The organism is Rugamonas rivuli, assembly GCF_009380165.1.
In the GTDB taxonomy this organism is placed as follows: domain Bacteria; phylum Pseudomonadota; class Gammaproteobacteria; order Burkholderiales; family Burkholderiaceae_D; genus Rugamonas; species Rugamonas rivuli.
In genome coordinates this window covers 292,159-316,088 of the sequence record NZ_WHUF01000008.1, presented here as the reverse complement: position 1 = coordinate 316,088, position 23,930 = coordinate 292,159, and the positions used below count along the sequence as shown (strand labels likewise).

General features: G+C 65.9%; 24 protein-coding genes. 9 read left to right on the top strand and 15 right to left on the bottom strand.

Features of this window, described 5'->3' with window-relative positions:
* Position 1: 1 nt before the first annotated feature.
* On the bottom strand, positions 2 to 547 hold the full coding sequence (locus GEV01_RS26850; RefSeq protein WP_328595635.1) for a TetR/AcrR family transcriptional regulator: 546 nt from the start codon (positions 545 to 547) through the stop codon (positions 2 to 4).
* Positions 548 to 631: 84 nt separating this feature from the next.
* Here GEV01_RS26850 and GEV01_RS26845 point away from each other — a divergent pair, with 84 nt between their 5' ends.
* A complete protein-coding gene (locus tag GEV01_RS26845) occupies positions 632 to 1,258 on the top strand; it encodes a DJ-1/PfpI family protein (protein ID WP_152808842.1) in 627 nt (208 codons plus the stop codon).
* Between the two features lie 70 nt (positions 1,259 to 1,328).
* A complete protein-coding gene (locus GEV01_RS26840; protein WP_152808840.1) occupies positions 1,329 to 2,000 on the top strand; it encodes a DUF6683 family protein in 672 nt (223 codons plus the stop codon).
* Here the strand turns inward: GEV01_RS26840 and GEV01_RS26835 are convergent.
* Positions 1,997 to 2,890 carry a LysR family transcriptional regulator gene (locus GEV01_RS26835; protein ID WP_152808838.1) on the bottom strand — a complete coding sequence of 298 codons (894 nt, stop codon included), beginning with the start codon at positions 2,888 to 2,890 and terminating at the stop codon, positions 1,997 to 1,999. The two genes, GEV01_RS26840 and GEV01_RS26835, sit on opposite strands and share 4 nt — an antisense overlap.
* Before the next feature lie 89 nt (positions 2,891 to 2,979).
* On the opposite strand from GEV01_RS26835, the gene GEV01_RS26830 reads away from it, so the two are divergent.
* From GEV01_RS26830 to GEV01_RS26820, 3 genes are read left to right on the top strand one after another with little or no spacing between them, the layout of a single operon-like run.
* Complete coding sequence (locus GEV01_RS26830; RefSeq protein WP_152808836.1) at positions 2,980 to 3,966, top strand: zinc-binding dehydrogenase; 987 nt, start codon at positions 2,980 to 2,982, stop codon at positions 3,964 to 3,966.
* Positions 3,967 to 4,020: 54 nt separating this feature from the next.
* Positions 4,021 to 4,347, top strand: a complete 327-nt coding sequence (locus tag GEV01_RS26825) for an ArsR/SmtB family transcription factor (protein ID WP_008452460.1) — start codon at positions 4,021 to 4,023, stop codon at positions 4,345 to 4,347.
* On the top strand, positions 4,344 to 5,378 hold the full coding sequence (locus GEV01_RS26820; RefSeq protein WP_152808834.1) for a cation diffusion facilitator family transporter: 1,035 nt from the start codon (positions 4,344 to 4,346) through the stop codon (positions 5,376 to 5,378). The genes GEV01_RS26825 and GEV01_RS26820 overlap by 4 nt, the downstream gene beginning before the upstream one ends.
* A 6-nt stretch (positions 5,379 to 5,384) precedes the next feature.
* Here GEV01_RS26820 and cysK read toward each other — a convergent pair whose 3' ends face one another.
* The 3 genes from cysK to tcdA form a co-directional block, all read right to left on the bottom strand.
* Complete coding sequence (cysK, locus tag GEV01_RS26815) at positions 5,385 to 6,317, bottom strand: cysteine synthase A (protein ID WP_152808832.1); 933 nt, start codon at positions 6,315 to 6,317, stop codon at positions 5,385 to 5,387.
* 52 nt (positions 6,318 to 6,369) lie between these two features.
* Complete coding sequence (locus GEV01_RS26810; RefSeq protein ID WP_152808918.1) at positions 6,370 to 6,840, bottom strand: FKBP-type peptidyl-prolyl cis-trans isomerase; 471 nt, start codon at positions 6,838 to 6,840, stop codon at positions 6,370 to 6,372.
* Positions 6,841 to 6,959: 119 nt separating this feature from the next.
* Entirely contained in the window at positions 6,960 to 7,802 is an 843-nt protein-coding gene (gene tcdA / locus GEV01_RS26805) for a tRNA cyclic N6-threonylcarbamoyladenosine(37) synthase TcdA (protein WP_152808830.1), read from the bottom strand.
* 73 nt (positions 7,803 to 7,875) lie between these two features.
* On the opposite strand from tcdA, the gene pdxH reads away from it, so the two are divergent.
* Entirely contained in the window at positions 7,876 to 9,111 is a 1,236-nt protein-coding gene (gene pdxH / locus GEV01_RS26800; RefSeq protein ID WP_152808828.1) for a pyridoxamine 5'-phosphate oxidase, read from the top strand.
* Between the two features lie 22 nt (positions 9,112 to 9,133).
* A complete protein-coding gene (locus tag GEV01_RS26795) occupies positions 9,134 to 10,393 on the top strand; it encodes a cyclopropane-fatty-acyl-phospholipid synthase family protein (RefSeq protein ID WP_328595634.1) in 1,260 nt (419 codons plus the stop codon).
* Here GEV01_RS26795 and GEV01_RS26790 read toward each other — a convergent pair.
* From GEV01_RS26790 to msrA, 3 genes are read right to left on the bottom strand one after another with little or no spacing between them, the layout of a single operon-like run.
* A complete protein-coding gene (locus GEV01_RS26790; RefSeq protein ID WP_152808827.1) occupies positions 10,330 to 12,603 on the bottom strand; it encodes an ATP-binding protein in 2,274 nt (757 codons plus the stop codon). The two genes, GEV01_RS26795 and GEV01_RS26790, sit on opposite strands and share 64 nt — an antisense overlap.
* The gene (locus GEV01_RS26785) at positions 12,596 to 13,651 is read right to left on the bottom strand and encodes an HD domain-containing phosphohydrolase (protein WP_152808825.1); all 1,056 of its coding nucleotides are present in this window, start codon (positions 13,649 to 13,651) and stop codon (positions 12,596 to 12,598) included. The genes GEV01_RS26790 and GEV01_RS26785 overlap by 8 nt, the downstream gene beginning before the upstream one ends.
* A 16-nt stretch (positions 13,652 to 13,667) precedes the next feature.
* Positions 13,668 to 14,222, bottom strand: a complete 555-nt coding sequence (gene msrA / locus GEV01_RS26780; RefSeq protein ID WP_152808823.1) for a peptide-methionine (S)-S-oxide reductase MsrA — start codon at positions 14,220 to 14,222, stop codon at positions 13,668 to 13,670.
* Positions 14,223 to 14,332: 110 nt separating this feature from the next.
* Here msrA and GEV01_RS26775 point away from each other — a divergent pair, with 110 nt between their 5' ends.
* The gene (locus GEV01_RS26775; RefSeq protein ID WP_152808821.1) at positions 14,333 to 14,836 is read left to right on the top strand and encodes a flavin reductase family protein; all 504 of its coding nucleotides are present in this window, start codon (positions 14,333 to 14,335) and stop codon (positions 14,834 to 14,836) included.
* A 95-nt stretch (positions 14,837 to 14,931) separates the two neighbouring features.
* On the top strand, positions 14,932 to 16,116 hold the full coding sequence (locus GEV01_RS26770; protein WP_152808819.1) for an acyl-CoA dehydrogenase: 1,185 nt from the start codon (positions 14,932 to 14,934) through the stop codon (positions 16,114 to 16,116).
* A 68-nt stretch (positions 16,117 to 16,184) separates the two neighbouring features.
* On the opposite strand, the gene GEV01_RS26765 is transcribed toward GEV01_RS26770, so the two are convergent.
* From GEV01_RS26765 to GEV01_RS26735, 7 genes are all read right to left on the bottom strand, one after another.
* Positions 16,185 to 16,865 carry an OmpW/AlkL family protein gene (locus GEV01_RS26765; RefSeq protein ID WP_152808817.1) on the bottom strand — a complete coding sequence of 227 codons (681 nt, stop codon included), beginning with the start codon at positions 16,863 to 16,865 and terminating at the stop codon, positions 16,185 to 16,187.
* A 75-nt stretch (positions 16,866 to 16,940) separates the two neighbouring features.
* Positions 16,941 to 18,293, bottom strand: a complete 1,353-nt coding sequence (locus GEV01_RS26760) for an SGNH/GDSL hydrolase family protein (RefSeq protein WP_152808815.1) — start codon at positions 18,291 to 18,293, stop codon at positions 16,941 to 16,943.
* Positions 18,294 to 18,477: 184 nt separating this feature from the next.
* Positions 18,478 to 20,019: an alpha/beta hydrolase family protein gene (locus tag GEV01_RS26755; protein WP_152808813.1), complete on the bottom strand. Its 1,542-nt coding sequence runs from the start codon at positions 20,017 to 20,019 to the stop codon at positions 18,478 to 18,480.
* 136 nt (positions 20,020 to 20,155) lie between these two features.
* Positions 20,156 to 21,241, bottom strand: a complete 1,086-nt coding sequence (locus tag GEV01_RS26750; protein ID WP_328595633.1) for an L-threonylcarbamoyladenylate synthase — start codon at positions 21,239 to 21,241, stop codon at positions 20,156 to 20,158.
* Positions 21,238 to 22,440 (bottom strand): 5-(carboxyamino)imidazole ribonucleotide synthase, encoded by a 1,203-nt coding sequence (locus GEV01_RS26745; RefSeq protein WP_152808809.1) that lies wholly within the window; start codon positions 22,438 to 22,440, stop codon positions 21,238 to 21,240. Before GEV01_RS26745 ends, GEV01_RS26750 begins: the two co-directional genes overlap by 4 nt.
* Positions 22,441 to 22,941: a 5-(carboxyamino)imidazole ribonucleotide mutase gene (gene purE, locus GEV01_RS26740; RefSeq protein WP_152808807.1), complete on the bottom strand. Its 501-nt coding sequence runs from the start codon at positions 22,939 to 22,941 to the stop codon at positions 22,441 to 22,443.
* Between the two features lies 1 nt (position 22,942).
* Positions 22,943 to 23,836, bottom strand: coding sequence for a phosphoribosylaminoimidazolesuccinocarboxamide synthase (locus GEV01_RS26735; RefSeq protein WP_152808804.1), 894 nt, complete (start codon positions 23,834 to 23,836; stop codon positions 22,943 to 22,945).
* Positions 23,837 to 23,930 lie beyond the last annotated feature (94 nt).

Below are 23,930 nucleotides of genomic sequence, written 5' to 3'. Positions count from 1 at the left end.
TTTATGATGGACGGAACGACGAGGCGCGCAGCAACGCCAGCGCCTGCTGCACGCGCTGGCCGAAGACGGCGGGCATGCTGCGCTCGCCGGACTCCTGGCCGCCGATCAGGCACAGGTGCGCCATGCGGCCCACCAGTTCCGCATCGACCGAACCATCGGTGCGCGCGCGGCACGCCGAGATCGCGAACGACAGCCGGGTTTGATCGACGCGCTGCTGGTACTCGGCCACGAGGGGATCGATGCGCGACCAGGCGCGGATCGCGGTTTCCCGCTGCGGCCGCTTTTCCGCAGCAATGGTGAGATAGCGTTGCAGCACATCCTCCAGGCTGCTGCCTGCGGCCGCGTGGGCCAGCATACGGTCGGCATAGTCGGCCTCCCAGGCCGCCAGCAGCGCATGCACAAATTCATCTCGGCTGCGGAAGTGGTGGTAGAACGATCCGCGCGTCACGTTCAGGCGCCGCGCCAATTGTTCGGCGGAGATGCCTTGATAGCCCTGGTGGTCCAGGGCGTCGAAGCCGGCTGCAATCCAATGGTCACGCGTCAACACCAGGTCCACCTCGAAAACATACAGACTGTGTATGGTAGCACCGGCCTCGCTAGACTGCAGCCTTCCCCTACGCATGGAGCCGGCATGAAAAAGATAGCCCTGATCGCCTTTGACAACTTCACCGATATCGACCTGTTTTTGATGTGGGATATTCTCGGACGCAACCAACATGATTGGCAGGTCCGCATCCTCGGCAAGCAGGCCGTGCTGCGTTCCGCCCACGGATTGCAGGTCGGCGTGCACGGCGCGCTGGACGAAGCGAACCAGGCGGACGTGGTGCTGTTCTCAAGCGGCAAGGAAGGCGTGCCTGCGGCCCTGGCTGACCGCGACTTCATGGCGGCGTTCCAGCTGGACCCCGAACGGCAATTGATCGGTTCCATCTGCGGCGGCTCCTTCATCCTCGGGCAATTGGGCTTGTTGCCCGGACGTCGGGCAGCCACCCATCCCGACGCCCGCGAGGCCTTGCGCGCAAGCGGCGTGGAACCGGACGACAGACCGTTCATGAGCGTCGGCAATGTAGCGACGGCGGGCGGTTGCCTGGCCGCGCTCTACCTGATCGGCTGGGCGGTCGAGCGGCTGTTCGGCATCGGGAAAAGCCTGGAAACGCTGCGGCCGGTGCTGCCGGCCGGCCAGTACGAATGCTATGAACAGCTGATCGTTTCCAGCATCCGCCAGGGCGGCGAGCCCTCTTCCATAACGTGCGGCCATTGATTGGCAAGCGATTCTATGCCATGCTGGGTGCTTACAAATACGTCAACTTTCCATCAAGGCTGCCATCCCCATGAATACGCTCATTCGCAAGTTCCTGCTGGCCGCGCTGGCACTGGCAGCAGTCCAGGCCACCCATGCGCAGATGGCGGGTTATGGCATGCAGTACGATAACGTCACCGTCTGGCCGGTGCCGGACTTGCGGGTGCCGGTGCACTCGTCCGGCGGCGCTGCCGCAGCGCCGGTGCGCGCCAGCGCCCAGCCCGCACCCAAGGCCAACGCGCGCATCCTGGCGCAGTCCTTCCCGCCCAAGAAGCAGTTTGAAATGCAGCAGGCCTATCTGCAAAGCATGGACGCGTACCTGCAAATCGAGAAAAAGATGGGCTGGACCTCGCGCGACATGGCGGGCGGACTGGCGGCCTTCTTGGTCGGCAACTATATGGTGCTGAACGATGCCGACGTCTCCGACGAAGCCTTCCAGGCGGTGGCGAAGCAGTTGCGCCGCGAGCCGGGCATGCAGGCGCTGGTCAGCAAGCAGGATGCCATCACCCTGCGCGACACCTTCGAACAAAGCGCCATGGTCGGCACCTTCATGGCGCTGGCCTACAAGTCCGGGCAGCAGACGCCGCAGCCGCCGGCCGTGCAGCAAAACCTGCGCAACGCCGCGCGTGAAAACCTCAAGCTGGTGCTGCGCACCGATCCCGCCACCGTACAGATCGACAACGCGGGCATGCACCTGCGCTAGTCCAGCCCGGCCAGCAGATGCTGCCATAGCCGCTGGGCGACCGGGCCATGGGCGGCATCGCGGCGGCGCGCGATGACCAGCTCCAGTTCGCTTTCGCGGAAATGATCGCCGGCCAGCGACAGCAGCCTTCCCTGCGCCAGATCCTCGTCCACCAGATAGCCGGGCATGTGGCCCCAGCCCATGCCTTGCAAAATCACTTCGCGCTTCATGAACTGGTCGGCCACGGTGCAGCGCCGCGCGCCGTCCACCACGAAGTAGTCGCGCGGCGGGCTATTGCGCGCGCTGTCGCGGATCACGCATTGCACGTAGGGCCGCATCATCTCCGGCGTGATGCCCGCATGCAGCGGAAAATCCAGGAAGCCCGGCGCCACCACCGGCACCAGCCGCACGCGCTGCCACTGCCGCGCATCGAAGCGCAGGTCGGCATGGTCGAGGTGGTGGAAGATCAGGTCGGCCTCGCCGCTGTGCAGACGCTCCCACGGCCCGGACAGCGCTTCGAAATGCAGGTCGAGGCGGGTGGCCGGGCATTGCGCGAAGAATTGCCGCAGCAGGCGCAGCGTGGCCGGCAGCGGGCACAGGTCGCCGATCACCACGGACAGTTGTAGCTCCTCGCCCATCGCCGCCTGACTGGCCTGGGTTGCCAGCTGCCTGGCGCCGTCGAGCAGCTGCCGCGCCTGCCCGACGAAGGCCTGGCCGGCGGCGGACACGGTCACGCGATAGCCGCTGCGGTCCAGCAGCGCCAGCCCTAGTTGGCGCTCCAGGCTGGCCACGGCGGCAAACACGCTGGGATGCGAGCGGTGCAGCTGCGCCGCAGCCTTTTGAAAGCTGCCCAATTCGGCCACCGCCAGGAAGCAGGCCAGCTCATGCAGGGTAAAACCGATAGAGTTCATAAATCCTACAGAGATAGACCGAATTATTGAATTTTATCCGACTATGTTCTTCCCTACAGTGAAGGCTCGATCATTTTCAGGAGAACATCATGCGTGCCATACACATCGCCAGCTTCGGCGGCCCGGAACAGCTGCAAGCGATAGAACTGCCCACACCGGTCGCGGCGGCCGGACAGGTGCTCATCCGCGTCAAGGCGTTCGGCCTCAACCGCGCGGAAAGCTATATGCGGCAAGGGCTGTGGGGCGATGCCGTCAAGGTGCCGGGCATCGAATGCGTCGGCGAAGTCGCCAGCGCGCCGGGCTCGACGTTGCGTGAAGGCGAGCGCGTCGCCGCCATCATGGGCGGCATGGGCCGCAGCATCAACGGCAGCTACGCCGAGTATGTGTGCGTGCCGGCAGCCAACGTGGTGCCGCTGCGCAGCGCCCTGCCCTGGGCCGAGCTGGCCGCCATTCCGGAATCGTATGCAACCGCCTGGGCCTGCCTGCACGACTGCCTGGCGCTGCAAGCCGGGCAGACCTTGCTGATACGCGGCGCCAGCTCGGCGCTGGGCCAGGCCGCCAGCAATATCGCCGCCCGCCTGGGCGCGCAGGTGATCGCCGCCAGCCGCCGGCCGGCCGAGCTGGCGGACGTGCTGAAGCAAAACGGTGCGCGCCACATCGTCGCCGAGCAGCCCAGCCTGAGCGGCGCGGTGTGGGAGATCGCGCCCGGCGGCGTGGACGCGGTGCTGGACCTGGTCGGCAACACCACCCTGCTCGACTCGCTGACGCTGGCGGCCCGCCCGAGCCGGGTGTGCCAGGCCGGCTTCCTCGGCGGGCTGGGGCCGCTGGAGCATTTCCTGCCGCTGCAACAGCTGCCGCCGCGCGTGCAGCTGAGCTTTTTCGGCAGCTTCGCCTTCGGCACGCCCGGCTTCGAGCTGGACCGGGTGCCGCTGCAAGCCATCGTCGAGCGGGTCGAGCAAGGCCACTACCGCGCGCGGCCGGCCCGGGTGTTCGCCTTCGACGACATCGCCGAAGCCCACGCCTATCTCGACGCCGGGTCCGGCATGGGCAAGGCGGTGGTGCAAATCGGCCACTAGGCGGTTGCGGCAGTTTTCTGCTAACATGTGAACACCTATTCATTTGTTAGCACCATGAGCTGCCACCACGACTATTCCGACTGCGATCCCGCGATTGCCCAGCTGGCCGACCTGTTCCATCTGCTGGGCGATCCCACGCGCCTGCGCATCGTGCTGGCCTGCGTGGCGGCGCCGATCGCCGTCAGCGACATCGCTTCCTCGCTGGAGCTGAGCAGTTCGCTGGTCAGCCACCACTTGCGTTTGCTGCGCGCGGCGCGCATTGTCAAGTCTGAGCGCCAGGGCAAACAAGTGTTCTATTCCGCCGCCGACGCCCACATCAGCGGCGTACTCAACGATATGCTCGAACATATCGCCGAACCTTCCAACGGGAACGAAGCATGAGCAAGCACCACGACCACCACGATCACGACCATAGCCATGACCATGGCCATGATTGCGGCCACTCCCACGCCCCGGCCAAGGCCAAGGCGCACAGCCACGACCATCACGGGCACGACCACAGCCACGGTCACGGCCACCATCACCACCACGGCGATCCCAACACCATGGGCCGCGCCTTCGCCATCGCCATCGTGCTCAACACCGTGTTCGTCGCGGTGGAATTCTTCTACGGTTTCCTGGCCAACTCCACCGCGCTGATGGCCGACGCCGGCCACAACCTGTCCGACGTGCTGGGCCTGATGCTGGCCTGGGGCGCGGCGATCCTGGCCAAGCGCGTGCCGAACGGCCGCTATACCTACGGCCTGCGCAGCACGTCGATGCTGGCGGCCCTGTTCAATTCCATGCTGCTGATGGCGGCCTGCGGCGGCATCGCCTGGGAAGCCGTGCAGCAACTGGCGCACCCGGATCCGGTGGCCGGCCTGACCGTGTCGGTGGTGGCCGGCGTCGGCATCCTGATCAACGGTTTCTCGGCCTGGCTGTTCATGTCCGGCAGCAAGGACGACATCAACATCCGTGGCGCCTACCTGCACATGGCGGCCGATGCCGCGATCTCGCTGGGCGTGCTTGTGGCCGGCGTGATCGTCAAGTACTCGGGCTGGAACTGGCTGGATCCGCTGGTCAGTATGGTGATCGTCGCCTTCATCGTCTACAGCACCTGGTCGCTGCTGAAGCAATCGATGCGCATGATGCTGGCGGCCGTGCCGGACAATCTGGACCACGCCGAAGTCGAGCAATTCCTGCGCACCCAGCCAGGCGTGACCGAAGTGCACGACCTGCACATCTGGGCCATGAGCACCACCGAGAACGCGCTGACGGCGCACCTGGTGACGCCGGCCGGCCATCCGGGCGATGCGGCGCTGGACGCGATCAGCGCCCAGCTGAAGGAAGACTATTCCATCGACCACGCCACGCTGCAGGTGCGCCTCGGCACCACGGCGCACGAGTGCAGCCTGCAGGAGCAGCCGCACTAAGCCAAGTCAGTCCACCAGGTTGGCGTACAGCGCCGTACTCAGGTAGCGTTCGCCAAAGGACGGGATGATCGTCACGATGATCTTGTCCGCATTCTCCGGCCGCCGCGCCACCTGCAGCGCCGCCCACAAAGCGGCGCCGGAGGATATCCCCACCAGCAATCCCTCCTGGCTGGCCGCCAGCCGCGCGGTCGCAAAAGCATCGTCGTTCTTGACGCCGATGATCTCGTCATACACCTTGGTATTGAGCACGGCCGGCACGAAGCCCGCGCCTATGCCCTGGATCGGGTGCGGCCCCTTGGTGCCCTTGGCCAGCACGGGCGAAGCCTCCGGCTCCACCGCGATGCAGCGGAACTCCGGCTTGCGCGCCTTGATCACTTCGCCGACACCGGTGATGGTGCCACCCGTGCCCACGCCGGCCACCAGGATGTCGGCGCGGCCGTCGGTGTCGGCCCAGATTTCCTCGGCCGTGGTGCGGCGGTGCACATCGGGATTGGCGGGGTTGTTGAATTGCTGCGGCATCAGGTAGCGCGGATCGCTGTCGGCCAGTTCCTCGGCTTTGCGGATCGCGCCCAGCATGCCCTCGCTGCCGGGTGTGAGCACCAGCTCGGCGCCATAGGCGCGCAGCAGCATGCGGCGCTCGCGGCTCATGGTGTCCGGCATGACCAGCATGCAGCGGTAGCCGCGCGCGGCGCACACCATCGCCAGCGCGATGCCGGTGTTGCCGCTGGTCGGTTCGAGGATGATGGTGTCGGGACGGATCTGGCCGGCCGCTTCGGCCGCTTCGATCATCGACAGGCCGATGCGGTCTTTGACGCTGTGGGCGGGGTTGCAGTACTCCAGCTTGACCAGCACCTGCGCGGTGCTGCCCTTGGCCAGCCGGTTCAGGCGCACCAGCGGGGTGCGGCCTATCAGTTCGGTGACGTCGTTGGCAATCTTCATGGAAAACCTCCGAAGTGGGACGGAGGTTCCAGTCTACGCCAAATTCAGGTGCTTATTTCACATCCATCAGTTCGACATCGAAGATCAACGCGGAATTCGGCGGGATGCCGCTGCCCGGCGTCGGACGCGAGCCGTAGGCCAGTTCCGACGGGATGATCAGCGTGCGCTTGCCGCCCACCTTCATGCCCTGGATGCCCTGGTCCCAGCCTTTGATGACGCGGCCGGCGCCCAGCACGAAGTCCAGCGGCTCGCCGCGCGGAATCGACGAGTCGAACAGCTTGCCGTGCATGGCCTTGGCCAGCGGACGGTACAGCCAGCCCGAGTAGTGCATGTAGACGGTGGAGCCGGTGGTCGCTTCCTTGCCGGTGCCGACCTTGGTGTCGGTGACGATCAGCTGTTCGGCGGCCGGGCCGGGCGTGGCGGAGCCGACCACCATCGGCGGTGGCGGCGGCACATCGGCCGGCGCTACGGGTGCAGTCGGAGTCTGGGCCTGGGCCACGGAGGCCGCCAGCGCGCACAGCATTGCTACGAGTACGGAACTACGCATCATGGTTTTATTCTTTCGATGAAGTCTGTGGATAGCACGGTCCCCGTGCCAGCGCGCACCATGATAACAAAACCGCATCCGCAACTGGATAAAATCTACGGTGTGCCGGCCGGCGCCACCGGCGGTTGCACGCTGTCGGCCAACTGGCGCAGCACCTGGCCGGCGGCCACCATGCCGAAGGTGGCCGTGACCACCATGGCCGAACCGAAGCCGGCGCAGTTCAAACCTGTCACGCCGGCGGCGGGCTGGCCGCCTTCCAGCGCGCACACTTCCTGCGGTTCCGGGAACTTCAGGCGCTCCATCGAGAACACGGCGTCGACGTAGAACTTGGTCTTTTCGCCGCGCGGATAGCCGTACTGGCTGCGCAACACCTTGCGCACTTTCTTCAGCAACGGTTCCTGCTCGGTGCGGGCCAGGTCGCGCACGGCGATCTGGGTCGGGTCGGTCTGGCCGCCGGCGCTGCCGATGATGATCATCGGCATGCTGTGCTGGCGGCACCAGGCGATCATCGCGGCCTTGTCCTTGACGCTGTCGATGGCGTCGACCACGAAGTCGTACTGGCCGGCGCCCAGCATCTGCTCCAGGTTGTCCGGGGTGACGAAGTCCTCGATCTGGTTGACCACGCAGAAGGGATTGATGTCGGCGATGCGCGCGGCCAGCGCGCTGACCTTGGCCTGGCCGACGGTGCTGCCCAGGGCCTGGATCTGGCGGTTGATATTGGACTCGGCAACGTTGTCCAGATCAATCAGGGTCAACTGGCCGATGGCGCTGCGGGCCAGCGCCTCGACGATCCACGAGCCGACGCCGCCGGTGCCGACCACGCAGACGTGGGCGGTGCGGAAGCGCGCCAGTGCGGCGTCGCCATAGAGGCGGGCGATGCCGCCGAAGCGGCGCTCGAAGTCGATATCGTCGAATTGGGTAGGTGCTATGGAGTTCATGCCGACATTTTAACGGACGCCGCCGCAAAAATTATTTTAGAATGACTTTCCCTTCCAGCCCGAGCGCCCTCCCATGAGCAATATCCTGCACGACACCGCCCCCGACTTCAGCCAGCCGATAGCAGTCTTGAAACATTGCCACGACAAGATACGCAAGCAGCTGGACACGCTGCACAAGCTGCTGGCACACCTGCCCAAGCACGGCGCCGACGCCGAGGCGCAAAAGGCCGCGCAAGCGGTGCAAAAATATTTCAACAACGCGGCCCATATGCACCACGAAGACGAGGAGCAAAACCTGGTGCCGATGCTCCAGGCCACGGCGCGCGACGCCGACGCCGCGCTGCTGGCCGAACTGGTGCCGGGCATTCTGGCCGACCACCAGCAGATGGATCAGGACTGGCATATAATTAATTCGCAACTTGATCAAATAGCCAATGGACAGGGGACCGCCCTGTCGGCCGAGATGGTGCAGCGTTTCTGCGACGCCTACGCCGCCCACATGGTCATCGAAGAAAGCAATATCGCACCCATGGCCAAGCGCCTGTTCAGCCCCGAGCAGATGGCGCAGCTGGGCAGCGCGATGCAGGTACGGCGCGGCATCACGCCCGCCCTGCCACAGAGCCAGGTGCCGGAGCAGCAGCAAGTGGCGGTCGCCAACACGGTGGCCGACGGCGTGGTGCTGGCGGACCTGCGCCTCGATTACGGCCGCGCCAGTTTGACGGAACACGATGTGCTGGACGATCCGATCGCCCAGTTCGGCAAGTGGTTTGAAGAGGCCATGCGCGCCAAGGTCAATGAACCGAACGCGATGAGCGTGGCCACGGTGGATGCGGAAGGCAAGCCCAGTTCGCGCATCGTGCTGATCAAGCAGTACGACGCGCGCGGCTTCACCTGGTACACCAACTACGAGAGCCAGAAAGGCCGGCAACTGGGCGACAATCCGCACGCCGCGCTGCTATTCTTTTGGAGCGAGTTGGAACGCCAGGTGCGCATCGAAGGCAAGGTGGTCAAGACGTCCGCCGAGGAAAGCGACAAGTATTTTTACAGCCGGCCGGTGAAGAGCCAGATCGCCGCGATCGCCTCGCAGCAAAGCGCGCGCATCGCCAGCCGGGAGCAGATGGAAGCCAATTACGATGCGGCGGCCGCTGTCGGCGGCGAGCATCCGGTGCGGCCGGAATACTGGGGCGGCTACCGCCTCGAACCGGTGCGCATCGAGTTCTGGCAGGGACGCCGTTCGCGCTTCCATGACCGGATCGTGTATGTGAAACAGGCCGATGGCAGCTGGATGAAGGAGCGCCTGCAACCGTAAATTTCTCGACGCGGAGGTGATTGTGTTTGTACAGAACCGACTCACTAGCTGGATCGCCGGCATCCGCCAGCAAATCGCCCTGCCTCTGCGTATCGAACTGTGGAACGGCCAGCATGTCGACTTCTCCACCGAAACACCGCGCGTGACGATACGGCTGCCGAACGTGTCGGCCGCGCGCTACCTGCTGACGCCTTCGCTGTCCAACCTGGGCGCGGCCTATGTCGAGGGCGCGATCGAGGTCAAGGGCCGGGCGCACGACATGATCGCCGTCGTCAACGCGCTGGCGCGCACCACGCTCAAGGCCGAGGGCAAGTTCGCCCGCGTCGTGCGCGGCATGGTGCACAGCAAGCAAAAGGACGCCGAGGCGATCCGCTACCACTACGACGTTTCCAACGAGTTCTACCAGCAGTTCCTCGATCCGGCCATGGTGTATTCCTGCGCCTACTTCGAGGACGGCGACGAAGACCTGGCCACCGCCCAGACCAAGAAGATCGACCACATCCTGCGCAAGATCGAGCTGCAACCGAACCAGACGCTGCTCGACATCGGCTGCGGCTGGGGCGCGCTGGTGATACGGGCGGCGCAGCAGTACCGGGCGCGCTGCGTCGGCATCACGCTGTCGGAAAACCAGTTCGCGCTGGCCAAGGAGCGCGTGCGGCGCGCGGGGCTGGAGCACCTGGTCGAAGTCCGCCTGCAGGATTACCGCGACGTGCGCGGCCGCTTCGACCGCATCACCAGCGTCGGCATGTTCGAGCATGTGGGCATCAAGCACCTGCCCGAGTATTTCACCGCCATCCACAAGCTGCTGGCGGACGATGGCGTGGTGATGAACCACGGCATCACCACCACCGATCCCGACAACGGCGAGACGCCCTACGGCGGCGGCGAGTTCATCGGAAAATACGTGTTCCCGCAGGGCGAGCTGGCGCACATCGGCCACGTGCTCAAGGCCATGCAGCAGGCCAAGCTGGAAGTCGGCGACGTTGAAAACCTGCGCCGCCACTACGCCCGCACCTGCGCCATCTGGACCGACAATTTCGAGGCCCACGCCGAGCGCGTGCGGGCGCTGGCGGGCGACAAGCGCTACCGCATCTGGCATGTCTACCTGGCCGGTTGCAGCTATGCCTTCGAACAGGATTGGATCAGCCTGTACCAGATCGTCGGCCGCAAGGCGGGCCAGCGCAGCGCGGCGCTGCCGTGGTCGCGCCGGCACATGTATCAGGACGGCGGCGCGGCCATGGCGTCGATGCCGCCGGCGATCAATTCATTCAATGCCTCGTAGACCTGCTGCAAGGCCGGCTCCAGGCGGCCGGCCGCCAGCTGCCACGGCTGGCCGGCGTGCAGCGCGGCCGACAATTGCTCGGCCAGCGCCACCGCGCGCGCCGCGCCGAAGTTGACCAGCACGCCCTTCAAACTGTGCACCGCGCGCGTGCTGCGCGGCTGGTCGCCCGCCGCCAGCGCCTCCCCCAGTTCCTGCCACAGCTGCGGGCCGTCGTGCAGGAACAGCGCGGCCAGTTCCAGCAGCAGTTCGGCGTCGCCGTCCAGGCGCTGCAAGGCGCCGCGCCAGTCCAGCAGTTGATGGCCGCTGTCGGGCTGGTAACGCAGCAGCATGTCGCGCAGTTGCTGGCTGTCCACCGGCTTGGCCAGATAGTCGTCCATGCCGGCTTCCAGGCAGCGCTCGCGGTCGCCCGCCATGGCGCGCGCGGTCATCGCGATGATGGGTACGTGGCCGCCCTGCATCGATTCGCGCTGGCGGATCTGGCGCGTGGCGGCCAGGCCGTCCAGGCCCGGCATCTGCACGTCCATCAGGATCACATCGTGCTCGCCGCGCGCGGCGCGCTCCAGCACCGCCAGGCCGCTGTCGACCAGGGTGACGCGGTGGCCCAGCTTTTCCAGCAGGCGCACCGCCAGCCGCTGGTTGACCGGGTTGTCCTCGGCCAGCAACACGCGCAGGCCGCCGCGCGCCGATGCGCCCTGAGCATGCTGCGCGCCTGCCGACGGCGGCGGTAAATCGCCCTCGCCGACGATCAGCCCGCCGTCATTGGCGCTCAGGTTCATGCCCTGGCCCGGCGCCAGCACGGCCAGCGGCGGCAGCGGCGCGGCCTGCGCCACGCCGGTGTGCTGCAAGGGCACGGCGAAGCTGAACACGCTGCCCTGCCCCGGCGTGCTGTGCACCTCGATGCGGCCCTGCATCAGTATCACCAGCCGGCGGCAGATCGCCAGCCCGAGGCCGGTGCCGCCGTACTGGCGCGTGGTCGAGCCGTCGACCTGGGCAAAGGCTTCGAAGATCAGGTGCTGTTTTTCCTCCGGCACGCCGATGCCGGTGTCGCGCACGGCAAACACGATCTCGCTGCGGCCGTCGTGCTCGGCGCCGATGGACAGCTGCACCGTCACGCTGCCCGCGCCGGTGAACTTGATGGCGTTGCCGACCAGGTTGAGCAGCACCTGCCGCAAGCGCCCCGGATCGCCCTTCATGATGCGCGGCACGTCCGGCGGAATCTCGGACGCCAGCGCCAGCCCCTTCTGCCGCGCCCGCAAGCTCATGGCGCGCAGCGTGTCGCCGACCAGCTGGCGCAGGTCGAACGGCACTTCCTCGATGTCCAGCTTGCCGGCCTCGATCTTGGAAAAGTCCAGGATGTCGTCGACGATCTGCAACAGCGCATCGGCCGAGGCTTTCACCAGCGTCAGGTCGGCACGCTGGTGGGCGTCGATGTCGGACTCCAGCACCAGCTCGGTCATGCCGAGGATGCCGTTCATCGGCGTGCGGATTTCATGGCTCATATTGGCCAGGAATTCGCTCTTGGCGCGGCTGGCAGCCTCGGCCGATTCCACCGCGTGCTGCATGGCGGCGCGGGCGGCGCGCTGTTCGCTGATGTCGATGAAGTAGCCCAGCATGTAGGACAGCCCGCCGCTGTTGATGACCTTGCGGCTGACCAGCACGTCGAGCGGCGGATCGAAGGTGGCCATGCGGCGCTCGGTCGTGACCATGCGGCCGGTGGACCAGGCTTGCTCGTCTTCGACGTGGGTGGCGGCGGCCCAGCGCGGCGAGGCGAAGTCGTCGATGGTGCGGCCGAGGATTTCGGCCCGCGAGCGCTGGGTGAATTCCTCGAAGCGGCTGTTGAAGCGCAGGAAGCGGCCGTCGCGGTCCTTGAGGAAAATTGGAATGGGCAGCTGGTCGAGAATCTGCTCGGTCAACTCCTGCTGGTCGCGAGCGGCCTGGTCGCCGGACGACGCCCGCAGCTGCACTTGCAGGTCGGCGTGCAGCTCGCGTTGCAGGCCGGCCAGGCGCGCGGTGTGCTGGTCGCGCCAGGTGCCGGCGTTGCCGCGCTGCTGGCGGTTCTCCTTGCGCAGCAGCGCGTTGGCCGAGCGCAGCTGGCTGGCCTCCGCTTCCAGTTCGGCCAGCGCGGCCAGGTGCGGTTCCAGCAGCCGCGCCAGGTCCTGCGCGTCCAGCGTTGCCAGCGCTTGCCGTATCCGGGCGACGTGGCTATCCATGATCCGTGGCGGCGCCCGGCTCATCGCGGAAGCGGGCGCGGATAGCCTGCACGTCGTCCCAGCGTTGCAGCAGCGCGTCCACGCAGACCGGATCGAAGTGGCCGCCGCAGTTGTCCAGCAGGTGCTGGCGCGCATCCTCCATGCTCCAGGCGCTCTTGTACGGACGCACGCTGGTCAGCGCATCGAACACGTCGGCCACGGCGACGATGCGGCCCACCAGCGGGATATCCTCGCCCGCCAGCCCGCGCGGATAGCCGGCGCCGTCGTAGCGCTCGTGGTGGGTCAGCGCGATCTCGGCCGCCAGCTGCAGCATGCGCGCCTGGCAATCCTTGAGGATGTTGTAGCCGATGTCGGCGTGCTGGCGCATGACCACCATTTCCTCCGGGTTCAGGCGGCCGGGCTTGAGCAGGATGTGGTCGGGCGTGCCGACCTTGCCGATGTCGTGCATGGGCGCGGCGTTGAGCACGTCCTGCTGCTGTTCCTCGGGCAGGCCCAGCTGCTCGGCGATCAGCCGCGAGTAGTGCGCCATGCGCTGGATGTGGGCGCCGGTTTCGGGGTCGCGGTATTCGGAGGCGCGGCACAGCAGCATGATGGTTTCCTGCTCGCGCGCGCGCAGCTCGGCGGTGGCCTTGGCCACTTCCTCGGCCAGCCAGCTGGCGCGGTGCTGCAGGCCCAGCGTGGCGCTGCGCAGCGCCAGCATGTTGCGGGTGCGCGCCAGGAACTCGACCTTGTCGATCGGCTTGATGAGGAAATCGCTGGCGCCGTTTTCCAGCGCGCGGTGGCGCACGTCGACATCGACGCTGGCCGTCACCATCAGCACCGGCGGGCGCTGGTCGGGCGGCGCTTGCAGGCGGGCGATCAGCTCCAGGCCGTTCATGTCCGGCATCATGTAGTCGACGATCAGCAGATCGTAGGGATGGGCGTTGCACCAGGCCAGCGCCTCGTGCGCCGACTGGAAGCTGATGGTGCTCACGTCCTTCAGCTTGTCCACCAGGCGCGACATCAGCACCAGGTTGATATGGGTATCGTCGACCAGCACCACCTTCATGCACGTCCCCTCGTTTTTATGATTTCAGGCGATACGCGTAGGTACTCCTGAACTTGGCCACCTTGGGCGCCACCACGAAAGCGCAATAGCTTTGCAAGGGATGTTGTGTGAAGTAATCCTGATGGTAGGGTTCGGCCGGATAGTAGGTCGAGGCCGGCGCCAGTTCGGTGACGATGGGCGCGTCCCACACCCCGGCCATCTGCGCGATCACCTGGCGCGCCGTGGCTTCCTGCTGCGGCGACTGGTAAAAAATCACCGAGCGGTACTGGGTGCCGACGTCGTTGCCCTGGCGGTTCAAGGTGGTCGGGTCGTGGATGGTGAAGAAGATTTCCAGCAGGTCGCGGAAACCGATGACGGCGGGATCAAATTGCAATTTCACTACTTCGGCATGGCCGGTGCCGCCGGCGCAGACTTGCTCGTACGTGGGGTCGGGCTGGTGGCCGCCGGTGTAGCCCGATTCGACCTGGACGACGCCCTTGACCTGGGCATACACGGCCTCGGTACACCAGAAGCAGCCGCCGCCCAGATACGCCGTTTCCAGCGCCGTGGCCGGCGCAGTCTGACTCGTCATGACTCCCCCCGCGTAGAAGAATGCCCATGGGTTCACTGTAACGCAAACCAGGGCAATACGCTATCGCACGGTAAACTTTGGCATAATGGCTGAAAAGTCACAGGTCCACCATGCACACTCGTTCTCCCCGCGCCGACCAGCGCCCCTTCGATACCAGCCATTTTCGCCAGGCGCTGGGCCAGTTCGCCACCGGCGTCACCGTCATCACCACCCGGCTGGCGGACGGCACCTTTCGCGGCCTGACGGCCAGTTCCTTCAATTCGGTGTCGCTGGACCCGCCGCTGGTGCTGTGGAGCCTGGCGACCACGGCCAACAGCATGCCCATCTTCACCGGCAATTCGCACTACGTCATCAATGTGCTGTCGGCCAGCCAGGCGCACCTGGCCAAGCAGTTCGCCACGCGCGGCATCGACCCGTGGGAAAACACCGAATACGAGCTGTCGCGCACCGGCCAGCCCATCCTCAAGGGCGCCTCGGCCTGGTTCGAATGCCACAACCGCAGCCGCTATCCGGAAGGCGACCACGTGATTTTCGTCGGCGAGGTCGAGCTGTGCGAGTTCTCGCCGTCGCCGCCGCTGATTTTCCACGGCGGCCAGTTCGGCAGCCTGGGCTAAAAACGGAAATTGGTGTCGCCATTTGAAAAGCCGTGACGGTGGCCCCGGCATAGAATGCGGGCAGCCTTCACAAATTTTCATAATGAGAGACCACTATGAGCCAAGCCCGCGCCCAATTCCACTGGGATGATCCCCTGCTGCTGGACCAGCAACTGACCGACGACGAGCGCATGGTGCGCGACGCCGCCGCCGCGTATTGCCAGGACAAACTGGCGCCGCGCATTCTGGACGCCTTCCGCCACGAAAAGATGGACACTTCGATCTTCCGCGAGATGGGCGAACTGGGCCTGCTGGGCCCGACCATTCCGGAACAGTACGGCGGTCCCGGCCTGAACTACGTGGCCTACGGCCTGATCGCCCGCGAAGTCGAGCGCATCGATTCCGGCTACCGTTCGATGATGAGCGTGCAGTCGTCGCTGGTGATGGTGCCGATCTACGAGTTCGGCACCGAAGCGCAGAAACAGAAATACCTGCCGAAACTGGCGACCGGCGAATGGATCGGCTGCTTCGGCCTGACCGAGCCTAACCACGGTTCCGACCCGGGCTCGATGATCACCCGCGCCAAGAAGGTGCCGGGCGGCTACGCGCTGAGCGGTTCCAAGATGTGGATCACCAACTCGCCGGTGGCCGACGTGTTCGTGGTCTGGGCCAAGGACGATGAAGGCGCGATCCGCGGCTTCGTGCTGGAAAAAGGCATGGCCGGCCTGAGCGCCCCCGCCATCCACGGCAAGTTCGGCCTGCGCGCTTCGGTGACGGGCGAGATCGTGATGGACAATGTGTTCTGCCCGGAAGAGAACGCCTTCCCGGACGTGCGCGGCCTGAAGGGTCCGTTCACCTGCCTGAACTCGGCACGCTACGGCATCGCCTGGGGCGCGCTGGGCGCGGCCGAAGCCTGCTGGCACACCGCGCGCCAGTACGTGCTGGACCGCCACCAGTTCGGCCGTCCGCTGGCCGCCAACCAGCTGGTGCAGAAGAAGCTGGCCGACATGCAGACCGAAATCACGCTGGGCCTGCAAGGCTGTTTGCAGCTGGGCCGCATGAAGGACGCCGGCACCGCGGCGGTGGAAATCACCTCGATGATGAAGCGCAATTCCTGCGGCAAGTCGCTGGACATCGCCCGCGTCGCGCGCGACATGCTGGGTGGTAACGGCATCTCGGACGAGTTCGGCATCATCCGCCACATGGTCAACCTGGAAGTGGTCAATACCTACGAAGGTACGCACGACATCCACGCGCTGATCCTGGGCCGCGCCCAGACCGGCATCCAGGCGTTCCAATAAACCGATGGACGTAAAAAAACCGCTGCGGCTGCAAGGCCCCAGCGGTTTTTTTGTTTTCGGCTTAAACCTTAGAAGCCCTTGAAGTTGTAGCCGATGCTGACGTTGACCGCCAGCGGATCCAGCCGCACGTTCTGGGTCTGGCCGGTCGAGTAATGGGCCGTGGTTTTCAGCTTGGTCTTGATGACCGAGGCGTCCAGGAACCACTTCTCATTGATCTTCACCGTGCCGCCGAGCTGGTAGCTCACCGCCCACTTGTCATCAAGCTTGAAGGTAGCGCCAGGGCCGCCGGTGTTCAGCACGGCAGTCAGCTGGCCCGAACCGCGTTCCTTCTGGAACATGGCGTAGGTGATGCCCAGGCCCACATAAGGACGGACCATCGAGTTCGCCGGCAGGAAGCGGTATTGGATGAAGGCCGTCGGCGGCAGCACTTCCGCCGTGGCCAGCTTGCCCGTGCCTTCGATCGCACCGGCGCCGCGCAGCTCATGTTTGTAGGGCAGACCCAGATCGATCTCAGCCGCAATATTGTCGGTCACCATGTAAGCGATCGCGAAGCGCGGCTTGGTGTCCGAACCGACGTCGGTCTTGGTGCCCGGCAGCGCCGGCGCCGAGACGTCGCCCGAATCGACTTTCGGTGTGATCTTGTTGATGCCCAGCGTGCCCAGCCAGGTGCCGGCGGTTTGTTGCGCCGATGCGGCCGAGGCCACCGTCAGTGCGGCGGCCAGCGCCAGCAGTTTTACCGTGTTCTTCATATCGTCTCCTGATTTATTGTGTGATGAGTCCGGCAGCCGCCCTCCCGCAGGCGGCGGCTGCGCGCGACGACTGAATTACAGCCAGCCCTTGACGACCAGCTTCTCGGCCACGTAGCGGGCCAGCAGCAGGTTGTTGTACGGCGTAGGGTGCAGCGTGTCGGCAAAGCCCCAATGGCTGATATCGCCCGATTTGACGTTGCTGGCGTTGCACACCACCGAGCTGCCCAGCGGGTTCTTCGGCGCGGTCAGGTCGCAAGCGTTCTCGGTCACGTTGGTCAGGCCATACGGGCCGGGATTGATGGCCTGGTCGTGGCTGCCCGCGAACACGTCTACCAGCAACACCTTCGATTCCGATGCCAGGCCGGCGCTCAGCGTCGAGTTGAAGGCGCCGATCATGGCGTTGATCAGGGCCTTGGTCGAGTCCGTCTGGGCCAGGGCGAACGGCGTGGTGCCGAGGTCCGGGATGTTGTTGACGGTGACGTAGTTGGCGCCGTTGGCGAGGATCTGCGTCTTGACCAGGGCGACCAGTTCGGTGGCGGCGGTGGTCATCGCGGTCACCAGTTCCGGACCATGGGCGGCGGCGTAGGCGGCGCCGGCGGCGGCGCCGTCAGCCTTGGCTTTCAAGGCCATCGGGCCCCAGACGGCCTGCGAGGCCACTGCGGAATTGCCTGGCTGGACAGCGGCTGCGCCGACTGCTGCGATGGTGATCGAGTCCGCCGTGCTGCCCGGGTTGGCAGCTTCCGTCTGCGCGGCCAGGCCGATGGCGGCGGCGGCGGCTTGCGGCGTGGTGGCGCCGGCAGCCAGCTGGCCGACCAGGCTGGTGACATAGGCCTGGCTGCCGGCCTTGGTCGAATTGTCGCCCAACACGGACAAGCCCAGCAGCGCATCGTTGGCGCCCGCCATGACGAACACCATTTCATCGCCCTTGAATTTGCCGCCGACGGCTTTCAAGTGGTTGGCCACCTGGGTGACGACCGGGATGGTCAGCGCGCCCAGCGCGCTGCCGGTCAGCTTGTTGCCCGGGCCGACAGGGTTGGTGACGCGCGCGCCGCCCTGGGCATAGCCGTAGCAGCCGGCGTGGGGCGCTTGCGGTACCGAGAAACCTTTGCTGGCATCACCGTCGAGGCCGGTCAAGGCCGCGCACGGCGCAGCCAGGCCGAATTGAGCGGCGACCAGTTCGGTCCAGTTCTTGCCGGTCAGCGTGGGAACGGTGGCCGAGCTGTCGCCATTGATCGTGAATTTGCCGCCCTTGAGCGCGGCGACCGTGCCGACCGCGTAGGAGCCGACGTCGGACAGGCTGTCGCCAAACGACACCTGGGCACTGTATTTGATCTTGATGGATTGATCGCCGGGTTGGGGATCGGTGCCGCCGCAACCTGCAAGGACGGCCAGGGTCATTGCAGCAAGTGCAAATTTGGTATGACGCATGTTGTCTCCTAGAAAAATATTTTTATAGTGTGATACGAACGTCCGTGCTATTCGCAACCCAACTAATATGCCAGCGTTAGCTATCGATGTATAGGGGAGCACATCAAATCCCCTGTCGTCTGTGGCTAAAAAGAACGATTGCTCGGCTTTATTTTCAATGAGACAACTTTACGCAAAATCGATTTCAGCGTGCAGGTGCAGAATCGAAGAAGTTTCTTACCTCGCGCATGCAGAATGGGGCGACCAGGCCGGCGTGGTAGGCGTCGCTGACGGCCTTGTTGGCGGCCGCCGTCGAACCCGTGCTGGTCAGCGTGGACAAGCGCAGCACCTGCTTGGCGGCGGCGAATTCGGCGCGCGTGGTGCGGTACGGGCCCAGCAGCGCCGAATCGTCCACATCCAGCACCGTCAGCAGGCCGGAGGCCATGGCGTGGGCGCGGAAGTAATCGTTGGCGGCGTCGGTGTTAGCGAACGGCACCACCGGATCCTCGTTGCCGCCGCACAGCAGCAGCGGCACGGTCGGCGTGTAGGTGCGCAGATCGTTCCTCAGCAGCCACTTGCGCAGCGGCTGGGCAGGCGTGCAGCCCAGCGGCGAGACGCTGTTGGTGTTGCAGGGGTTGGCCTTGAGGTCGGCCAGGTAGCCGTTGCGGTAGCTGGTCTTCATCAAGTGGTCGAAACCGAAGTAGGACGCGTAGCCCGACGCCTGCGGCAGGGAATCCTGGGCGAACAGCACGTCGTTCGGCAGCTTGCCGGCCGCCACCAGGTCGCCCAGGCCCTGCGTGCCCGGCAGCAGCGTATCGATGCCGGTGGCGTACTTGGCTTCGTAGATGTCGTCCAGGCTGGCGTAGATGCCGGCGCCGGCGCGCTGGCCGGCGTTGATCAGCATCGGCAGGAAGCCGCTGGAACCCACCGTCGGCGCACCGCCGTAGATGGCGTCGCCGAATTGCAGCAGCGCATACGGGCCGGACATCGGCGCCGCCGCCGCCACCGAGAATTCGCCGGCGTACTTGGTCTGCATCGCACGCTGGGTGGCCAGCGCCACGAAGCCGCCCTGCGAGTAACCGCTCACTACCAGCTTGCTGGAAGCGCTGGCGCCGATGCTGCCGAGCACGCTGCGGGCGGCGCGTAAGGCGTCGATCATGTCGTTGGATTGCTGGTCGGCGTCCAGGTAGGGATGGTAGGCCAGCGACGAGCCCGCATAGCCGGCATAGTTCGGCGCCACCACGATGTAGCCCTGGGCCGCGAACATCGCCGCCACCAGCCGCGCCTCGGTGGCGGACAGGTTGGCCATGTCGGTGGTCTTGCGCGGCGAGGTGCCGTGCGCATACAACATCACCGGACGGCTGCCCTGGCAGGCCGCGTCCGTGCCGGACGGCACGATGATCGCGGTGCTGGCGTCGGTGTCGGCCGCCACCGAGTCGACGGTGTGGTACTTGAGAGTGTAGGCGGTCACGGCGCAGGTCGGCGTGCCGGTCATGGAGCTGCCGAGGGGGATGGTGCCATCCATCAGCTTCTTCATGACGCCAGGCTCGACGGTGTTGGCCATGGCGCCGTTGCCGACGGCAGCCGGCACCAGCGTGGCGCCGCCGATGGGCACGCCGCGCAGCTGGGCCGGCGGCTGCGTCACCACGGTGCCGCCGGTCTGGTTGCCGGCGGAACCGCCGCCGCCGCCACAACAAGCCAGCAATACGGCAAGGGAAATCAGGGAAAAACGGGCGGCGTTGAACATGATGCATCCTCAAATTGGGTGCGGGACCCTATGAGGCGGCCCCTGCTGGTAGGTCAAGGTTGCCGGAATTTTTTTTTGTCGAGCAACGCTTTAGCTTAGCAGAAAAGCAAGCCAATTGCATGACCTATCGCAACACTTACATCTCAGTTTTCAGCAGGGATGCGATCACGCCGGCCGAGCCGAACACCGAACGGCGCAAGCGGTCGTTGACGCCCAGCCACGCCGCGTCCTGCGGCGGGGTCTCGACCAGGATCAGGTCGGAGCCGGTCTGGTCCATGTCGCGCAGCGCGGCGTACAGGCCGTAGGCGTAGCCGGCCGGCTCGGCCGGCAGCAGGCGTTGCGACGGCGACGATGGTGACTGCGCCGGCAAGGCATGGCCGATCAGCGCCACCTTGACGCCGCGCGCCTGCAACTGCGCCAGCGCGGCCGCCAGTTCGGCCTGCGGCAGCATCGTCACCGGCGTGCGGGGCGCGTAGTGCGATTCCAGCGTGCCGGAGGCGCGCGGCGCGGCCTGGTCCGGCGCGGCCGGCATGGCGCCGATGACGTCGGCGATCTGCTGCGCGCTGATGTGGCCGGGACGCAGCAGCACCGGGCCGTGCGTCGCCAGGCGCGACAGGTCGACGATGGTCGATTCGATGCCGACCTGGCTGGGACCGCCTTCGAGCACGGTGCTCAGCAAGGCGCCGCTGCAGGCTTCGCCGTCGGTGGCGCCGTCGTCCTGTTCATCCAGGCCGAACTCATCGCGCACGTGCTGGGCCGTGGTCGGGCTGACGTTGCCGAACTTGTTGGCCGACGGCGCGGCCACGCCGCCCTTGCCGCCCTTGAAGGCGCTCAGCAAGGCGATCGCGACCGGGTGCGAGGGGCAGCGGATGCCGACCGTATCCTGGCCGCCGGAGACGGCGTCGGGAATGTGGCTGGCGCGTTTCAAGATCATGGTCAGCGGGCCAGGCCAGAAGGCCGCGACCAGTTGGCGGGCTTCGTCCGGAATGTCGGCGACCCAGTAGTCGAGCGCGGCGCCGGGGGCGACGTGGACGATCACCGGGTGGTCGTTCGGCCGGCCCTTGGCCTGGTAGATGCGGGCCACGGCCGCCGGGTTCTCGGCGTCGGCGCCCAGGCCGTAGACGGTCTCGGTGGGGAAGGCGACCAGGCCGCCCTCCTCCAGGATCGTCGCGGCCGCCGCGATGGCGGTGTGGTCGGCTACCGTTGCGGCCTGCTGCTTCACGGTGCCGCCTTGTCGATCGCCAGGATGGCGCAGGCGGCATCGAGCTGCTGCTGCGCTTGCGCCAGGGTCGGCGCGATGAAGGTCAGGTGGCCCATCTTGCGGGCGCGGCGCGGATCGTCCTTGCCGTACAGATGCAGGCAGGCGCCCGGCAGCGCCAGCACCTGATCCCAGGCCGGTTCACGCGTGGCGTCGGTGTCGTCGGTGAACCAGACATCGCCGAGGATGTTGAGCATCACGGCCGGCGAATGCTGGCGCACATCGCCCAGCGGCAGGCGGGCCATGGCGCGCACCTGCTGCGCGAACTGGCTGGTGACGCAGGCATCCATCGTGTAGTGGCCGCTGTTGTGCGGACGCGGCGCCATCTCGTTGACCACCAGGCTGCCGTCGGTGAGCACGAAGAATTCGATGCACAGCACGCCGACATAACCGAGCTCGGCAACGATGGCTTGCGCCGCCTGCTGTGCGATCCTGGCGCTGGCTTCCGACACGTTCGGGCCGGGCACGGTGGTAGTGAACAGGATGCCGTCGCGGTGGACGTTCTCGGCGATCGGGTAGACCACCGATTCGCCGTCGGCGCCGCGCGCGGTCAGCACCGAGACCTCGTAGGCCAGCGGCAGCATCTTCTCCAGCAGGCAGGTGACGCCGTCCATGCTGTCGAAGGCGGCGCGCACATCCTCGCGGCTGCGCACGCGGACCTGGCCCTTGCCGTCATAGCCCATGCGCACCGTCTTCAGGATGCCGGGCAGCAGGTCGTCGCCAATGGCGTCGATGTCCGCATGCGTGGCGATCACCTTGTGCGGCGCCGGCATCACGCCCGACTTGGACGCGCAATCGACGAAGAAGCGTTTCTCGGCGATGCGGTCCTGCGCCACCGACACGCCATGCGCGTTCGGCGCGACAAACACTTGCTGCGCCAGGCGCGACAGGCTGTCGGCCGGCACGTTCTCGAATTCGGTGGTGACGGCCAGGCATTGCGCGGCCAGCGCGTCGAGGCCGGCGGCATCTTCATAGCCGGCTTCGACCAGGCGCTGCGCGACCTGCCCTGCTGGACAGTCGGCCGCCGGTTCCAGCACGGCCACTTGATAACCCATGCTTTGTGCGGCCTGGGCAAACATGCGGCCGAGCTGACCACCGCCCATCACACCCAGCCAGGCTGGTGGATTGGCGGCTGGCAGAATTGGTGAAAACTGTTTACTCATTTATTCCAGCGGTAAAGTCATGGCCTTGGCGGCTTCGGTTTGCGTGACACGGAATGCTTCCAGCTTGCCGGCCAGCGCGTCGTCGTTGGCGGCGATCATCGCCACCGCCGTCAGCGCGGCATTGGCGGCGCCGGCTTCGCCGATGGCGAAGGTCGACACCGGCACGCCCTTGGGCATCTGCACGATGGACAGCAGCGAATCCTCGCCGCGCAGATACTTGGACGGCACCGGCACGCCCAGCACCGGCACGATGGTCATCGCGGCCACCATGCCAGGCAGGTGGGCCGCGCCGCCGGCGCCGGCGATGATGGCGCGCAGGCCGCGAGCGCGGGCGCTCTTGGCGTAGGCGTACATCTCGTCCGGCATGCGGTGCGCAGAAATGACTTGCGCTTCATACGGCACGCCGAACTGCTTGAGGATGGCGACCGCGTTCTGCATCACGTCCCAGTCCGACGACGAACCCATGATGACGCCGACCAATGGCTTGTTCTGCTCGCTCATATCAGGCCTTCAGCTTCTGGCCGGTCAGGCGCTCGATGGCTTCGAAGTACTTGGCCTGGGTCTTGTCGATGACGTCGGCAGGCAGCGCCGGCGCCGGTGCGGTTTTGCCCCAGGTCAGGGTTTCCAGGTAGTCGCGCACGAACTGCTTGTCGAACGACGGTGGCGACATGCCAGGCTTGTACGAGTCGGCAGGCCAGAAGCGCGACGAGTCGGCGGTCAGCACTTCGTCCATCAGGTGCATGACGCCGTTTTCGTCCAGGCCGAATTCGAACTTGGTGTCGGCGATGATGATGCCGCGCGTGGCGGCGTAGTCGGCGGCGGCCTTGTACAGGGCGATGCTGACATCGCGCATCTTGGCGGCCAGTTCGGCGCCGATGCGGCTTTCCATGTCGGCGAAGCTGATGTTCTCGTCGTGCTCGCCCAGGTCGGCCTTGGCGGCCGGGGTGAACAGCGGCTCAGGCAGCTTCTCAGCCTGTTGCAGGCCGGCCGGCAGCTTGATGCCGCAGATGCTGCCGGTGTCCTGGTAATCCTTCCAGCCCGAACCGATGATGTAACCGCGCACCACCGCCTCGACCATGATCGGCTTCAGGCGCTTGGCGACCACGGCGCGGCCCTTGACCTGCTCCACTTCGTCGGCGGCGACCACGGATTCCGGCGCCACGCCGGTCAGGTGGTTAGGCACGATGTGGCCGAGTTTTTCGAACCAGAAATCGCTCATCTGGTTCAGGACCATGCCCTTGCCAGGGATAGGCTCGTTCATGACGACGTCGAAGGCCGACAGGCGGTCGGTGGTGACGATCAAAATCTTGTCGTCGCCGACAGCGTAGTTGTCGCGGACTTTGCCGTGGCCGAGGAGTGGCAGGGACTTGATGGAGGTCTGGTAAAGGCTGTTCATAGCGGGAGGTGGATAGACTAGCGGTATAGAAAAGCGAAAACCGGCGCAGGGAAAACCTTGCTAGCCGGTCAAGAGAGTTGGACCGATTCCCGAG